This is a genomic window from Mesorhizobium sp. CNPSo 4684 (genome assembly GCF_057784315.1).
Genome location: NZ_JBWLUX010000023.1, coordinates 1 through 15,760 on the forward strand (window position 1 = coordinate 1; position 15,760 = coordinate 15,760).

Genomic DNA, 15,760 nt, shown 5'->3' on the forward strand with positions numbered 1-15,760 from the left:
CTCAAAGGTTGCAACTGGCGGGAAAGCCCAAAATGCTCATCCGCATCGCGCTTGCCAGAAAACTTCTCGTCATCCTCAATGCAAAAGCACGCGGCGCGAGAAGTGAGTTCGCAAATGCAACTTGACCCCCCAGATAGTCGCTCTCCCCCGATCGACGGGGGAGAGGAAAGGCGCGAGCTTACGCAGGCTGGCTCCCTTCCTCTCCCTCCGGAGGGGGGAGAGGTGGCGCCGCGAAGCGGCGACGGAGTGGGGGAAGGCGTTCATGAAACCCGCAGCCGTCGCAAAACGGGAACAACGAAGCGAGCGCGAAATCTCCGCCAGGCGGGCAATCAGGCGGAAGCATTGCTGTGGCTTGAGCTAAAAGCGCGTAAGCTTGGCGGCCATCGCTTTACGCGTCAGTTTTCCATAGGCCCCTTCTTTGCAGACTTCGCCTGCCGCGAAAATTGGCTTGTCGTGGAAATCGACGGGCACCAACACGCCGACAGTTCCCATGACCGCCGCCGCGACGACTTCATGCGCGCCCAAGGCTATTCGATCCTGCGTGTCTGGAACCATGACGTCCTGAAACATCGCACTTCCGTCTGTGAAACCATCCTTGCCGCGCTTGATGGCAGGCTGGCCGAGAGCGTCACTGCATCCGATCTGCGCTTTGTTTTCACGCTCCGCCCAATCGAATCAATCTCTTCAAAAACGGACCCATCTTTATGAAATCTCACGTCAAAGCAGTTGTCATTGGCGGCGGCGTCGTCGGCTGCTCGGTTCTCTACCATTTGGCCAAGGCCGGCTGGACCGACATCATGCTGATCGAGCGTTCGGAGCTGACCTCCGGTTCGTCCTGGCATGCGGCGGGCGGCTTCCACACGCTGAACGGCGACCCGAACGTCGCCAAGCTCCAAGCATACACAGTCCAGCTCTACAAGGAGATCGAGGAAATCTCCGGCCAGTCCTGCTCGCTGCATCTGACCGGCGGCGTCATGATGGCCGACACGCCCGAGCGCATGGATTTTCTGCGCCTGGCCCATGCCAAGGGCCGCTATCTCGGCATGGACACCGAGCTGATCACACCCTCCGAAGCCAAGGCGATGTTCCCGCTGATGGACGAGACGAATTTCGTCGGCGCCATGTGGGATCCGGTCGAAGGTCATCTCGATCCCTCCGGCACCACCATCGCCTATTCCAAGGCAGCCAAGAAACTCGGCGCCGAGATCGTGCTGCGCAACCGCGTCATCGACCTGACCCAGCAGCCTGATGGCACCTGGAACATCGTCACCGAACAGGGCACGGTCCACGCCGAGCATGTCGTCAACTGCGGCGGCCTGTGGGCGCGCGAGATCGGCCGCATGGTCGGCGTCGAACTGCCGGTGCTGGCGATGGAGCATATGTACCTGCTCACCGAGCCGATGCCGGAGGTCGAGGAGTTCAACAAGTCGACCGGCCGCGAGATGATCGGCGTGCTCGACTTCAAGGGCGAGATCTACACCCGCCAGGAGCGCAACGGCATCCTGCTCGGCACCTATGAAAAGGCCTGCAAGCCGTGGTCGCCGGTCAACACGCCGTGGGATTTCGGCCACGAACTGCTGCCGCCGGATCTCGACCGCATCGCGCCATCGCTCGAAATCGGCTTCAAGCATTTCCCCGGCATCGAGAAGGCTGGCATCAAGCAGATCATCAACGGCCCCTTCACCTTCGCGCTCGACGGCAACCCGCTGGTCGGACCGGTGCAGGGCCTGACCAATTTCTGGTGCGCCTGCGCCGTCATGGCCGGCTTCAGCCAGGGCGGCGGCGTCGGCCTCGCACTGTCCAACTGGATGGTGCATGGCGATCCGGGCTTCGACGTCTGGGGCATGGATGTCGCCCGCTTCGGCGAGTGGGCCGGCCTGCGCTACACCAACGCCAAGGTGCGCGAAAACTATTCGCGCCGTTTCTCCATTCGCTTCCCCAATGAGGAATTGCCGGCGGCTCGGCCGGCGCAGACGACGCCGCTCTACGACACCATGCTCGCCAACAACGCCGTCATGGGCGATAGCTGGGGTCTCGAAACGCCACTGTGGTTCGCGCCGAAGGGCAAGGAGCCGAAGGACATCGTCTCCTTCCACCGTTCCAACGATTTCGGCCCGATCGGCGAGGAGGTGCGCGCCACGCGTGAGAAGGTCGGCGTCACCGAAATCGCCAACTTCGCCAAATACGAAGTGTCGGGGCCTGCGGCGGAGGATTTCCTCAACCGGCTGATGACCAACCGCATGCCGAAGATCGGCCGCATCGTGCTGACGCCGATGATCAACGAATTCGGCAAGCTGATCGGCGACTTCACTATCGCCAAGGCCGGCGAGGACCGCTTCATGATCTGGGGTTCGTCCGCCGCGCAGAAATACCACATGCGCTGGTTCGAAAAGCATTTGCCTAGGGACGGTTCGGTGCGCATCCACCGCTTCGACCAGACGCTGGTCGGTCTCTCGATCGCCGGTCCAAAATCGCGCGACCTCTTGCAGAAGCTGGTCGATGTCGACATTTCGACCAAGGCCTTCCGCTTCATGGACTTCCGGGAGATGGCGGTCGGCGGCGCGCCCTGCATGGTCAACCGCATCACCTACACCGGCGATCTCGGCTACGAGATCTGGATGGCGCCGGCCTATCAGCGTCTGGTCTACAAGGCCATCAAGGACGCCGGCGAGGAGTTCGGCCTGGTCGATTTCGGCATGCGCGCTTTGCTCTCCATGCGCCTGGAAAAGAACTTCCCGACCTGGTTCCGTGAGCTGCGCCCGATCTACGGGCCGTTCGAAGGCTCGATGGACCGCTTCATCAAGCTCGAGAAGAACGACTTCATCGGCCGCGAGGCCGCCGCCAAGGAACAGGCGGAAGGGCCGAAGCTGCGCCGCGTCTCCTTCATCGTCGATGCGACCGACGCGGATGTGATGGGCGACGAGCCGATCTGGGCCAAGGTCAGCAAGGACTACGGCACGGTTGAAAAGCCGCATGGTTACGGCGCGCCGCGCTTCGACACAGCGGGCAAGGAAGTCCGCGGCTCGAAAGCGGCGGAAGGGGCTTCGGCCGTGCGCGGCATCGTCGATGGCGACTGGCGGGTGGTCGGGTGGGTGACCTCGGGCGGCTATGCGCATTCCGTGCAGAAATCGATGGCGCAAGGCTATGTGCCGGCTGCGCTTGCCGAGGACGAAAGTGCTGGCCTGTTCGAGATCGAGATCCTCGGCCATCGGCGTTCCGCCCGCATCAATGTCGAGGCGCCCTTCGACCCCAGCGGCGAGAAGATGCGGACCTAAAAAGGCGACAGCGTGTGTGAGATCGTGTAAGGGGCCATCGGCGGTGGCCGCAGGCTTTTCCCTCGATGAGAAGACGATCCCCTTGCAGTATCTAGAGAAATGGACGGACTGGCTGTGCGAAGGCAAGGTCGGTCCCTTCAACGCCGCGCTGGTCTGTCTCGCGGTCTATTGCCTTGTCCAGATCGTGGTGATGGCGCTGTTGTCCCACATCGTGGGAACCGGCGTCGGCGTCGACGATTCCGAACAGCTGATGTACATGCATTATCTCTGGGCCGGCTATGGCGGCTCGCAGCCGCCTCTCTATACGTGGCTTGCCCGCCTCGTCGCCGGCGTGGTCGGGACGAACATACTCGCGCTCAAGATCGTGAAGTATCTTCTGATCGGCGTGGCGCTGGCGTCGGCTTTCATCGCTGTCCGCCGTCTCGGCTATTCCAACCGGGCTGGCGCCGCCGCCATGTTCGGCCTGTTGTTGTTTCCGCAGATGGTGTGGGAGATGCAGCATGCCCTCACCCACTCGATTGCCGCCTTCTGTTTTTCAGTGGTGCTGTTTCTTGCGCTCGTCGAACTTGTGCAACGCCGATCGCTGACCGCCTACGTGTCGTTCGGCGTGGCCATCGCAGCCGCGCTCCTGTCGAAATACAACAACGTGATTTTTCTCGCGGCGCTGGTGCTGTCCACCCTGTCGCTGCGCGAAACACGCGGCGTGATCCTCAACCGCCAGTTTTTGATCAGCATGGCGGTGGCTGTGGTGCTTTGCCTGCCGACACTCTACTGGAGCCTGACGCATACCGACCAACTGCTGTCGCATAGCGGCGGTTTCTTCGGCGCGGCCAGGGAAAGCGAGGCGTTACAGACCGCATTCGACGGAATAAGCGGGCTGGGCAGGGCGATCCTGTTTTTCGCCCTGCTGCCGGTCGGTATATTCGCAGTGGCTTTCCTCATCGCATGGAAGAGGCCCGCGCCGACCCCGCAACCGGCCCCCTGGCCCGAAAGACTGGTGTGGCGCACCATCGCCTTTGCCCTTGCCATCACGATCGTGCTCGTCCTGGCGAGCGGCGCGACGGAATTTCGCGATCGCTGGATGCTCCCCATCCTTGTCTTGCTGCCTGTCGCACTCGCCCTTCGCATGGACGCCAGGGGCGACAAGGGCAGGAAAGTGCAGGACGTCATCGTCTTTGTCGGCGCGACGCTCGCCATCCTGGTGCTGCCGGTGACTTGGTACGCGCACCTCAATGGCGGCGACAGCCGCGGCAGCATCGTGCGCGTCGACTACAATTCGCTCTACAGCCAGTTGACGGCAAACGGACCGATCCGCACCACCGTATCGAGTTGGCACTGGTTGGGAAATCTGCGCCTGGTCGACCCCGATCTCGTCGTCCTCGATGGAGAATTGCCGGACTTCGGCCAATTGCTGAAAGAGCCGGCGGTGTTCGTTACGGCAGACGACAGGGTGGGGGTCGAAAGTATCCTCAAATTGCTGGATGAGGCCGGCTACGCAGCGGATGGACCGCCGCAGCAGCTGGCCGTGCCCATGCTGTTCGGCAGCGACCCGCCCACCCGCACTGTAACCGTCACGCGCCTGAAGAAGGTGGCGGCCGCGGCAGGCGCAACACCACAATAGCATCGACAGGGAGGCGTCGGGTGGAGAGGCAAGGGTTCGGTCGTCACCGCAAGATCATGCCGTTCGAGCCGGGCTCGGTCGAGGCTTTGCGCGACGCCTCGCGCCAGAAGGCGGCGTCGCTGAACCAGCATGTGCTGGGCTATGGCGCGCTGGCTGAGTCCGAATGGCAAGCGGCCGGCATCGCAGCACCCGACCTGCCCGCGATGCGTAAATACCGGCTCGAGCGCATCCGCGCTGAGCTGAAGCGCCGCGGCTATGCCGGCGCCCTGCTCTACGACCCGGTCAACATCCGCTACGCCACCGATTCGACCAACATGCAGCTGTGGGTGGCGCACAATCCGACCCGCCACTGCTTCGTCGCCACCGAGGGACCGGTGGTGCTGTTCGACTATTTCTCCTGCGAGCATCTCTCCGACCATTCCGGCGTCGTCGACGAGGTGCGACCGGCCGTGTCGTGGATGTATCTCTATGGCGGCGAGTTGACCGAACAGAAGGTCCGCCGCTGGGGCGCCGGCATCGCCGATCTGGTCAGAGAACATGGCGGCGGCAACAGCCGCATCGCCGTCGACCACATCAACCCGGAAGGCGTCGAGGAACTCGCCCGGCTTGGTATTGCCATCGGCAATGGCGAAGCGGTGATGGAAAACGCGCGGCTGATCAAGTCGCCCGACGAGATCCTCGCCATGCGCCGCGCCATCGTCGCGTGCGAGGCGGCGATGGGCGAGATGGAAGCGGCGCTGAAGCCGGGCATTTCCGAAAACGAACTCTGGGCCGAGCTGCATCGCGGCAACATAGCGCGCGGCGGCGAATGGATCGAAACCCGGCTGCTCGCGTCGGGGCCGCGCACCAATCCATGGTTCCAGGAATGCTCGTCACGCGTCATCGAAGCAGGCGACCTCGTCGCCTTCGACACCGACCTGATCGGCCCCTACGGCTTCTGCGCCGATCTCTCACGCACCTTCCTTTGCGGCGACGAAAGGCCGTCGAACGAGCAGCGTGACCTCTTCCGCATCGCCGCCGACCAGATCGCCCACAACACGCAACTGATGCAGCCCGGCATCTCCTTCCGTGACCTGGTCGAACGCTCCGTGGTACCGCCGGGAGATTGCTTCCCGACCCGATACGGCGTGCTCTATCACGGTGTTGGTCTGGCCGACGAATATCCGACCCTGCCGCATGCCAGCGACTGGACGCCGGGCACGCCTGACGGCGTGATGGAGCCGGGCATGGTACTGTGCGTGGAAAGCTATATCGGCAGGCTTGGCGGCCATGAGGGCGTCAAGATCGAGGAGCAGATCCTGATCACCGCGACCGGCAACGAGCAGCTTTCAACCTACCCGTTGGATGCGAGGCTGCTCGGCTAGTGCGGCTAGCGCCTCGCGCAGCGCCCTGACTGTTTTTTTCGGCGTCGTCATGGCGGTGATGTAGGGCAGGCCTTTGCGCCTTGCCGTCCAACCGACGACCGCCACCTTTTGGCCGGCAGGCTCGAAACGCTGCGCCAGCGCCCAGCTCTCACAGTCGATCGCGGCGATATCCGCCTTGCCCTCGGCAACCGCGACGATCGAACCGCGATGGCCGCCACTCTCGCTGCGCGACGAAAAGATATCGAGACTTTCGCCGGCCGCTTGCAGGTCTCGCGTCAGCCCAATGACGCCCGACATCGAATCGAGACTGTTGAAGGTGAAGCGCTTGCCACGCATGAGATCGAGCGGCAGCAAGGCTTTGCCGTCCGCAGGCGACCGAACCTGTGGCCCCTCGCCCGTCCGCATCACCAGCGCGCTCGAATAGAGTTCGCCCTGACCGCCCTCGTAAGCGTCGTAGCTCGGCTGCCCGACCACCTGCACCTGCCTGGACAGGCCCAGCTCCATCGGCCCCCAGCAGGTCTGCGCGAACAGCAGCGCCGGATGCAGCCAGAGCTGGTGATAGTCGAGTTCGTTCGGCGGCAGCGTTACCGGATCGGGCGCAATCAGTCTGCCCTCGGCGTCGTGGATGCCGCCCGGCACCTGCGGCAGGTCACCATTGCGGCGCACGATAGCCTGCGGCGCATCGATGCCTTTTTGCCTGAAAGCCTCGCGCAACCCGGCCCATTGCGCGTCGACCTCGTCGCGCACCTCTGGCCAGTCATACATCGGCAAAGCCGCAACCAAGTCACTCATCCCGACACCCAATCATCATGTCTCAGGAAAGGATCGCAAAAACGCGGCGTCCAATCAGAATTGGCCGACACGGGGCCCGGGATGCCCCGAAATTATTCCTTGGGCGGCTCGGCGGGAACCGGCGCGCTGCCGAGCCCGCTAATACTGCGTGCCCTGACGCGCGGCTTGAACGCCCTGCCCGGCTCGGCCTGGCGGCGCAGCACCGGGTGAACGATCGGCTCCTTGGCCTTGAAGGCGTAGGCTTTGATCAGCGCAAAATAATTCGGGTAGGCATAGCCATTGTTCATCCGCAGCCACTCGTCGCGGCGGTCGCGAAACAGCTTCGGCAGCTTGTACCAGGCCACCGTCGGCGTCTTGTGATGGACGAAGTGCAGATTGTTGTTGAGGAAAAGGAACGACAGCGGCGAGCGCTCGATGATCACTGTGCGTCCCTCAGGATGCTCGGACCACTGATGCTCGGCGAAGGTGCGGACAGCGATCAGCGACTGGCCGAGCCAGACCGGCACCAGAATGTAGAGCCATACGGAGATGCCGAAGCCGAACTGCACGACCGGCAGCACGATGGCGAGACCGATCGCATGCAGCAGCCATGCCTTGCCGATCACCCTGTCACCGGCAATCATGTGCTTGGCGTCGTCGATGAAGAAACCGATGCAGGACAGCCAGGGGCCGAGAAAGAAACGTCCGACCATGGTGTTGTTGATCTTGAGCAGGAATTTCATCGTCGGCGGCAGATCGTCATGCATCCACAGCGCCTGGTAATAGCTCTCGGGATCGTCGAGCGGATCGGTCAGCCGCTCGTCGGCGTGGTGGCGCAAGTGAAGCGTCTTGAAGCGACGGAACGGCCAGACCAGGCCGATCGGCAGGAAGACGAAGGCTTCATTGATCAGCGCGCTGCGCGTCGGATGGCCATGCAGCACTTCGTGCATGATTGACGACTGCAGGGCCAGGATGAAGCCGAGGAGAATGAGAGCCAGGATCGGATAAGAGGGCCAGAACAGCAGACCGACAGCAACCCATGTTCCGTAACAGAAGAAAGCGAGGACCACGGTCGGCCATTCGATGGCCGCTGCGTTGCGTCGCTTGATGCTCTTGCCTGCCATGCTATCGACCACTGTCCTTCAGTCGCCGGAGCCCCAATTGGCTCCTGACAGCATAGTGTCAGGAGAAGCGATTCCACTCAACGAGACAAAGTGTACAAAATGTTGCGATTGCGCATTTTTGACCGCACATGTTACACATTGTAAACAACCTTACGGATTCATTTACGCCTGGAGCCCTGATTCGACGGCTCTGGCGCAAATTTTTCCTCAAAGAGCGCGGAGACAAACAGTGGACAAACGGGACCTGTCAGCCATCTTTCGGGAGCGTCTGAAGCTGCTCCTGACACGATCCGACCTCAACCAGTCGGCCTTCGCGTCAGCGGTCGGCATCGATCGGTCGGCGCTGTCGCAACTGATGTCCGGCGATTCGACGCGGCTGCCGCGCGCCGAGACGCTGCTCAACATCGCCGCCGAATTCAAAGTGTCTCTGGATTGGCTGCTTGGGCTGAGCCAGGACGAAGGCGTCACCGGCGAAATCCGCGAAAGCCTGGAGATCGAGGAGGCGCCCGACGGTTTCGACCGCACGCTCTTGGCCAAATGGTTTGCGGAAGCCGCGGGCACCAAGATCCGCTATGTGCCGGCCGGCATTCCCGACCTCCTGCGCACACGCCAGCTGGTCGATTACGAAGCCAACATCACCAACCGCAGCCGTCTGGCGCAGGCCAGCGAGACCCAGTACCGCATCGAGTATAACAGGCGCCCGGAGACCGACATGGAGGTCTGCATGCCGCGCCACACGCTGGAGATTTTTGCCCGCGGCCTCGGCGTCTGGGATCGTTTTCCCGAGGCAGACCGGCGGCAGCAGCTCGCCCATATGGCGACGCTGCTTGACGATCTCTACCCGACCTTCCGCCTGTTTCTCTATGACGGCCGCATGCGTTACTCGATCCCGCTGACCATCTTCGGTCCCTACCGCGCCGCCATCTATGTCGGCGACATGTATGTGGTGCTGAATGCCACCCAGCCGGTGCAGGCGCTGACCCGGCATTTCGACAATCTGATCCGCGCCGCCGACGTCAACCCGCACGAAGCAGCCGCCTTCGCGCGCAATCTGGCCGGTGCGTCGTTCCCGTCGGGTTCTGCCTGATCGTCAACGCCCCGAAGGTTCGCAGCGCGGCGACCGCGGGCCGCAAACACATTGACTGGACATAAAGACTTCTTTATATCCTTATTCCATTCGAAGATTTGAAAGCCGATCCGATGACCACGACCAATCCCATCGACGCATTGCTGGCCGAAAAGGGCGTGCTGTTGGCCGACGGCGCCACCGGCACCAATCTGTTCGCGATGGGTCTGGAGGCCGGCGAAGCGCCCGAGCTGCTCAACGAGACAACGCCTGACACCATCACCAGCCTGCACCAGAATTTCGTCGATGCCGGCGCCGACATCATTCTCACCAACTCCTTCGGCGGCACCCGCCACCGGCTGAAGCTGCATCATGCGCAGGACCGCGTCCATGCGCTGAACAAGCGGGCCGCCGAAATCGCCCGCGCTGTCGCCGACAAGGCCGGCAGGAAAGTCATCGTCGCGGGCTCGGTCGGCCCGACAGGCGAGTTGCTGGTGCCGCTCGGCGCCATGACCTATGACGAAGCGGTCGAGGCCTTCGCCGAACAGATCGAGGGTTTGAAGGAAGGCGGCGCCGAAGTCGCCTGGATCGAGACCATGTCGGCCCCGGACGAAATCCGCGCCGCCGCCGAAGCCGCCATCCGCGTCGGCCTGCCCTACACCTATACCGGGTCGTTCGACACCGCCGGCCGCACCATGATGGGTCTGTTGCCCAAGGACATCCACGGCGTCGTCGACGGGCTGTCGCAAAACCCGCTCGGTGTCGGCGCCAATTGCGGTGTCGGCGCCTCCGACATCCTGGCGTCGCTGCTCGACATGACCGAGGCCAAGCCGGAGGCGACGATCATCGTCAAGGGCAATTGCGGCATCCCGGAATTCCGTGGCACCGAGATCCACTATTCCGGCACGCCGGAACTGATGGCAGACTATGTCAGGCTGGCGGTCGATGCCGGCGCCAAGATCGTCGGCGGCTGCTGCGGCACCTCATTCCAGCACCTTGCCGCCATGCGCAAGGCGCTCGACGCGCACACCAAATCCGAACGCCCAACCGTCGAGACGATCGTCGGGCGCATCGGCCCGATGCGCAACAAGGTGGCGACGGAAAACACCGCCGAGACCAGCGAAGCCCGCCGCGAACGTCGCCGCAGCCGAGCCTGATATCGATCTGGAATTATTCGCTGTTTTCAGCGTAGCGCGACAGCGCCGTCTTGAAATCCGTGCTGGTGCTGCCGGCGCCGCCGCCCATGGTCATCAGCGTACCCGATGCGCCGGGGTCGGTGATCTGCTCAAGCATGACGCGGAAGCGGTCGTTGTTCAGCGCCGACATCGCAGTGGTCCTGGCCGCGGCCACGTCATTCATGATGCGCCGAGATTCCGCCGAATGCGGCTGCGAAGTGGTCGACCTTGCCGCCGGCATCGAAGTCGCACTGTCTTTGATCTGCAATTCGGCCCCCAAAGCCCTGTATTAGCTCTTCGTAACAAGAGGAAATTGCGATCCCGTTCCGGAATTGCCGCACAATTTAACGATCCGGCACCTTTGTTCGAGGAGCACCTGAATATCGGCAGATCCGAAAAAAGGCCGGCAAGGAAAAGATCCCTCGCCGGCCTGCCTCACCCGCCCGTAGCCGGTTCCTCCGTATCAGAACGATCCCCGTCTGAAAGGAACCGGCTGTATTGCCACTACCGGTTACCGCCCAGCGCCGAGGCAAGGCGCACAAGCGAAAGGAACTCGGACCTGTACCCAAACGGGTCGGCTCCTCGGGCGGCGGTGGCAATCTCCATGATCTTGTCGTAACCGAACTTCGCGGTCGCATCCTCGTCGCGCAGCTTCTGGCCGAAGGCGGCGACAGCGACGGAGAAACGCTGGTCGGTGCTAGCCTGGTCGAAGGACTGGACCTCGTTGGCCGACGTCACCGGCGTGGTGATCAGCTTCGAGACGTCTTCGTTCGGCAGCTTGTAGCGGATCTTGACGAAAGCATATTCGTCGGCATTGGCCACACCGCCATTGTTGACCGTTGCTTGGCCGTAGCGCAGCGGATCCATCTGCTCGCCGCCACTCCCCTTCGGCGTGATCTCGTAGATGGCGGTGACCGAATGGCCCGAGCCGATATCGCCGGCATCGACGCGATCATTGTTGAAATCCTCGCGGTTCAACGCGCGGGTCTCATAGCCGATCAGCCGGTATTCCGAGACCTTGTTCGGGTTGAACTCGACCTGGATCTTGACGTCCTTGGCGATGGTGAACAGCGTCAAGGAGGCATCCTCGACCAGAACCTTCTCGGCCTCGGCCAGCGTGTCGATATAGGCGGCGGTGCCGTTGCCGTTCTGGGCGATGGTCTGCATCATCTGGTCGTTCAGATTGCCGCGGCCGAAGCCGAACACCGACAGGAAGACGCCAGTTTTGCGCTCCTGCTCGATCAATCGCTTCAGGTCCTCGTCATCAGTCTGGCCGACATTGAAGTCGCCGTCTGTGGCCAGCATCACACGGTTGATTCCGTCCTTGACGAAGGACTGCTGGGCAAGCTTGTAAGCTTCCTTGATGCCTGCCTCGCCGGCCGTCGAGCCGCCGGGCGTCAGATTGTCGATGGCATTGAGGATCTTGTCCTTCTCGGTGACCTTGGTCGGCATCAGCACCGTGCCGGCGTCACCGGCATAGGTGACGATCGAGATGGTGTCGTCAGCCTTCAGCTTGCTGACCAGCAGCCGGAAAGCCGACTTGAGCAGCGGCAGCTTGTCCGGCTCGTCCATCGAACCCGACACGTCGATCAGGAACACCAGATTGGCCTTGGGCTGCTCGACCGGCTTGACGTCGAAACCCTTGATGGCGACGTGCATCAGCTTGGTGTGCCCGTTCCACGGCGTCGGCATGACGCTGACGGTTGAGTTGAATGGCGTCGAGGCCGAATCCGGACCCTTCCAGTCATAGGGGAAGTAATTGACCATCTCCTCGACACGGACCGTATCGGCCTGCGGCAGGTAGCCCTGCTTCAGCGAGCTGCGCACAAAGGAATAGGAGGCCGTGTCGACGTCGATCGAGAAGGTCGAGACCGGATCCTGAAGGGCTGCGTGCACGGGATTGGTCTTGAAATCCTCGATGCGGTCGCGGTTTGGCTCCTGCGGCGCAATCTGGTCGGCTGGCAACGTCGAAGGCTGCTGCGGCGCCATCAGTTTGGATTCGGCCGTCCCCTGGACACGGCTGGCCCGTGCGCCATCTGCCGCTGGCGCAGCTCGTGAAAATCCCATGGTAACTCTGCCACCCGATGGTGCGGCCTCGGTGCTTGGCGCAGGCTCAGGCGCCTGCTGGTAAGTCTGCAAAGTGCCGTTCTCGCGTTGGTTCACCGTCGCCGGAGCCTCGGTCTTCGGGGGCGCGGTCGGCGTAACAAGCGCATCGGTGACGTCGCGGCTCCGCACTTCTGCGTCGGCATCGGCCTTCTTCAGGTCGCCTTCGGGCGCCTGCTTTTCTTTTGCCGGCGCATTGATCGCCGGCCCACTGGTTGCCGGTTTGTCGGCCAACGTTTCGGTGATCTTCTCGTCGCCGCCGAACGGCGACGGCTGTTCCCTCAGCATGTGGAAGGTGGCGTATCCGGCGATCGGCAGGGCGACGAGCCCGGCAATGGCCGGCGTGGCAATGAGTTTCTTTTGCATGATCTCGCTCCAGAGCTTTTGTGCTCGCTCTGTGAGACGAAGCCCGCCAACCGATCCTTGGGTGACGGCAGAAATATTTTCCTGATCATAGGCGCGCATGGCGGCTTCGAAGGCGCGTGCCTTCGCGCTCTCGCCCGGCGCCGGTACTGCTGCATCGCGCAGCCTGTTGAGTTCGTTGTCGTCGACCATGGTCACACTTCCCCGGCTGAACGCATCAAAGTCTTCAGCCGTTTCTTCGCTTCATGGATGTGCCAGGAAACCGTCGTCTCCGAGATTGCCATCGCCTCGGCGGCGGCCGCATGGCTCAAACCTTCGCCATAGACCAGAAGTACTGCATCGCGCTGCTTGTCGGGCAATTGCCGCACCGCTGCCCAGAGCGCCTCAGTCGGATCTTCGGGCTCGGCGGACGCCTCTCCCGATATCATGCTGTAGGCGCCGTAGGCCTCGGTCTTGACGTTTTCGCGTGTGGTCTTGCGCATCATGTCGCGCGCCGCATTCATCGTCACGGAATAAAGCCATGTCGTGAACGCGCCGCCGCCGCGATAGTCGCGAATGGCCTTGCCGAGCCGGACGCAAACTTCCTGGGCAATGTCTTCGGCATCGGGCTTTTTTCCGCACCAGCGATAGGCGGCGCGATAGACGAAGTCGTAGTGCCGCTCCAGCAATTTGCCGAAGGCACCCCTGTCTCCGCCCTTCGCCCGCCCGATCAACTCGGCGTCGGAGGCTTCGCTTTCATCCAGCATCATCGCCATCATTTGCCTGTTGGACGAAGGCTAATGGCCAATCCTTGGGGTTATGGAAAGATTTTTTTCAGGCAGGCGCTTTTTGAAACTAGACGGCTTGTCCTGCCACCCAACCGGACGACCACGCCCACTGGAAATTGTAGCCGCCAAGCCAGCCCGTGACATCGACGACTTCGCCGATGAAAAACAGTCCCGGCACGGATTTCGCCTGCATCGTCTTCTGGTCGAGCCCGTTGGTGTCGACGCCGCCAAGCGTCACTTCAGCGGTGCGATAGCCCTCCGAGCCGGCCGGCTTGATGCGCCAGTCGTTGACGGCGGCGTCGACGGTTTTCATCTGAACATCCGTCAAATCAGCGAGATTGCCGTCAATCCCGGTGCGCTCGGCCATCGCTTGTGCCAGGCGCTTAGGCAGATGGTTTGCCAGCACCGTCTGCACCGCTTGCCTGCCATTGACGCGCCGTGCCGCGCGAAGCAGTTCGGCCACATCCATTCCAGGCAGCATGGCGATGCGGATCTCATCGCCCTCGCGCCAATAGGACGATATCTGCAGGATGGACGGCCCGCTCAGCCCGCGATGCGTGAACAGCATCGCCTCCGAAAACCGTGTCTTGCCACAGCCGACTTCAGCATCGACGGCATTGCCCGCCAGGGGCGCCAGCCGCTCGAGCGTTCTTGCGTCGAAGGTGAGCGGCACCAGCGCCGGCCGCGTCTCCACCACGGCCAGGCCGAATTGCGTCGCAAGCTCGTAGCCAAACCCCGTCGCGCCCATCTTGGGGATCGACTTGCCGCCACAAGCCACGACCAGCGATTGGCAGGCGACGGTGCCGCTGGAGAGGCTCAGGGTAAACCCTTCCGCGGTCCGGCTGACATCCCTCACCTGGGTCGACACCGCTAGTTCCGCACCCCGATCCTGCATTTCGGAAACCAGCATGTCGATGATCTGGCGCGCAGAGCCATCGCAAAACAGCTGCCCCAGCGTCTTCTCGTGATAGGCGATACCATGGCGTTCCACGAGTGCGATGAAGTCGCGCTGCGTGTAACGGCTGAGCGCCGAGATGCAGAAATGCGGATTGCCCGAGAGAAAATTCTTCGGGCTGGTATGGATGTTGGTGAAATTGCAGCGCCCACCGCCCGAGATGCGGATCTTCTCGCCGGGCTTTGCCGCGTGATCGAGCACCAGAACCGAGCGGCCGCGCTTGCCTGCCTCGATGGCGCACATCATCCCGGCCGCACCGGCGCCGATCACCACGACATCATAGGATTGCATCAGGCTGTTCGTTCCCGATCGACCGCGCTATCCTGGCAGGCCGCGCCAATGGATCTGCCTCTACCGCGTCAGGCAACCAACGGGCAAGACCACCGTCAGCCCAGCGTCTCGGCAAACAGCGTCGTCAATCGCTTCCAGTGGCGCTCCGCGCCGGTGGCGTTGAAGACACTGTGATCCGACACGCACCAGCCATGCGCCATGCCGGCATAGTTCTCGATGGCGTGGTCGACTTCCGCCACGCGCAGCGCTTCCGCCAGTCGCGCCGACTGCTCCGGCGGAAAGCTGCGGTCGACGCCGGCGGTGCCGACATAGACACGCGCCTTGATCGAGGCCGCCTTGCGGTGCGGGCTGTCGGGAGCCTCGCTCGCCAGATTGCCGCCATGGAAGCTCGCCGCGGCAGCGATCCGATCGGGATAGGTCGCCGCCGCATTCAGCGCTCGGCCGCCGCCCATGCAATAACCAACGACGCCAACCGGTCCCGTGATGCCTTCAGAAGCCAACGCGTCGAGAAAGGCGCCGCTGTCGCGGATGGTCATGTCCTGCGTCGTGCCGGTGACCAGCGCCATCAGCGCCACCTTCGTCTCCTCCACGGCAAAAGCCGTCTTGGCATCGAACGGGCCGTAGGGAGCATTGCGGTAGAACAGGTCCGGCACCAGCACCGCATAGCCCTGCCCGGCGAGCCGCTCCGCCATCTCATCGAGCACCGGACGCGGCCCGAAAGCGTCCATGTAGAGGATGATCCCGGCCTCGGCCGCGCCAGCCGGGCGAAACAGCCCGGCTTTGGCCACGCCGTCCTTGGTCTTGATCTCGATGTCCTGCTTGGCCATGGCCCGCTCCGTTTGAGTGTCGCGCGATACATATCCGGGACAGACGGCTGGGCAAGTC

General features: G+C 62.8%; 13 protein-coding genes and 1 pseudogene. 7 read left to right on the forward strand and 7 right to left on the reverse strand.

Going from position 1 to position 15,760, the window contains the following annotated elements; genetic code table 11:
- The 5 genes and pseudogenes from AC04SG_RS21145 to AC04SG_RS21165 all read left to right on the forward strand — a co-directional run.
- Positions 1-125, forward strand: a pseudogene (locus tag AC04SG_RS21145) (IS110 family transposase); the annotation flags it as partial.
- A 97-nt stretch (positions 126-222) separates the two neighbouring features.
- The gene (locus AC04SG_RS21150) at positions 223-708 is read left to right on the forward strand and encodes an endonuclease domain-containing protein (protein ID WP_488552643.1); all 486 of its coding nucleotides are present in this window, start codon (positions 223-225) and stop codon (positions 706-708) included.
- The gene (locus AC04SG_RS21155) at positions 705-3,275 is read left to right on the forward strand and encodes a GcvT family protein (protein ID WP_488552644.1); all 2,571 of its coding nucleotides are present in this window, start codon (positions 705-707) and stop codon (positions 3,273-3,275) included. Before AC04SG_RS21150 ends, AC04SG_RS21155 begins: the two co-directional genes overlap by 4 nt.
- 43 nt (positions 3,276-3,318) lie before the next feature.
- On the forward strand, positions 3,319-4,896 hold the full coding sequence (locus tag AC04SG_RS21160; protein WP_488552645.1) for an ArnT family glycosyltransferase: 1,578 nt from the start codon (positions 3,319-3,321) through the stop codon (positions 4,894-4,896).
- Between the two features lie 56 nt (positions 4,897-4,952).
- Positions 4,953-6,260: a M24 family metallopeptidase gene (locus tag AC04SG_RS21165; RefSeq protein ID WP_488552710.1), complete on the forward strand. Its 1,308-nt coding sequence runs from the start codon at positions 4,953-4,955 to the stop codon at positions 6,258-6,260.
- Here the strand turns inward: AC04SG_RS21165 and AC04SG_RS21170 are convergent.
- Both AC04SG_RS21170 and AC04SG_RS21175 read right to left on the reverse strand, forming a co-directional pair.
- The gene (locus tag AC04SG_RS21170) at positions 6,225-7,052 is read right to left on the reverse strand and encodes a phosphate/phosphite/phosphonate ABC transporter substrate-binding protein (RefSeq protein ID WP_488552646.1); all 828 of its coding nucleotides are present in this window, start codon (positions 7,050-7,052) and stop codon (positions 6,225-6,227) included. The genes AC04SG_RS21165 and AC04SG_RS21170 overlap by 36 nt on opposite strands.
- A 92-nt stretch (positions 7,053-7,144) precedes the next feature.
- Positions 7,145-8,155 (reverse strand): fatty acid desaturase, encoded by a 1,011-nt coding sequence (locus tag AC04SG_RS21175; protein WP_488552647.1) that lies wholly within the window; start codon positions 8,153-8,155, stop codon positions 7,145-7,147.
- A 229-nt stretch (positions 8,156-8,384) separates the two neighbouring features.
- On the opposite strand from AC04SG_RS21175, the gene AC04SG_RS21180 reads away from it, so the two are divergent.
- Entirely contained in the window at positions 8,385-9,242 is an 858-nt protein-coding gene (locus AC04SG_RS21180; protein ID WP_488552648.1) for a helix-turn-helix domain-containing protein, read from the forward strand.
- Between the two features lie 113 nt (positions 9,243-9,355).
- Complete coding sequence (gene bmt, locus AC04SG_RS21185) at positions 9,356-10,378, forward strand: betaine--homocysteine S-methyltransferase (RefSeq protein WP_488552649.1); 1,023 nt, start codon at positions 9,356-9,358, stop codon at positions 10,376-10,378.
- Between the two features lie 13 nt (positions 10,379-10,391).
- Here the strand turns inward: bmt and AC04SG_RS21190 are convergent, their stop codons facing one another.
- The 5 genes from AC04SG_RS21190 to AC04SG_RS21210 all read right to left on the reverse strand — a co-directional run bounded on the left by AC04SG_RS21190 (position 10,392) and on the right by AC04SG_RS21210 (position 15,702).
- Positions 10,392-10,580, reverse strand: a complete 189-nt coding sequence (locus tag AC04SG_RS21190) for a hypothetical protein (RefSeq protein WP_352560257.1) — start codon at positions 10,578-10,580, stop codon at positions 10,392-10,394.
- 320 nt (positions 10,581-10,900) lie between these two features.
- Positions 10,901-13,054, reverse strand: coding sequence for a vWA domain-containing protein (locus tag AC04SG_RS21195; protein ID WP_488552650.1), 2,154 nt, complete (start codon positions 13,052-13,054; stop codon positions 10,901-10,903).
- Positions 13,055-13,056: 2 nt separating this feature from the next.
- Positions 13,057-13,617, reverse strand: coding sequence for an RNA polymerase sigma factor (locus AC04SG_RS21200; protein WP_488552651.1), 561 nt, complete (start codon positions 13,615-13,617; stop codon positions 13,057-13,059).
- A gap of 79 nt (positions 13,618-13,696) precedes the next feature.
- Positions 13,697-14,875 carry a BaiN/RdsA family NAD(P)/FAD-dependent oxidoreductase gene (locus tag AC04SG_RS21205; protein ID WP_488552652.1) on the reverse strand — a complete coding sequence of 393 codons (1,179 nt, stop codon included), beginning with the start codon at positions 14,873-14,875 and terminating at the stop codon, positions 13,697-13,699.
- Between the two features lie 95 nt (positions 14,876-14,970).
- The gene (locus tag AC04SG_RS21210) at positions 14,971-15,702 is read right to left on the reverse strand and encodes a dienelactone hydrolase family protein (protein WP_488552653.1); all 732 of its coding nucleotides are present in this window, start codon (positions 15,700-15,702) and stop codon (positions 14,971-14,973) included.
- Between the last annotated feature and the right edge of the window lie 58 nt (positions 15,703-15,760).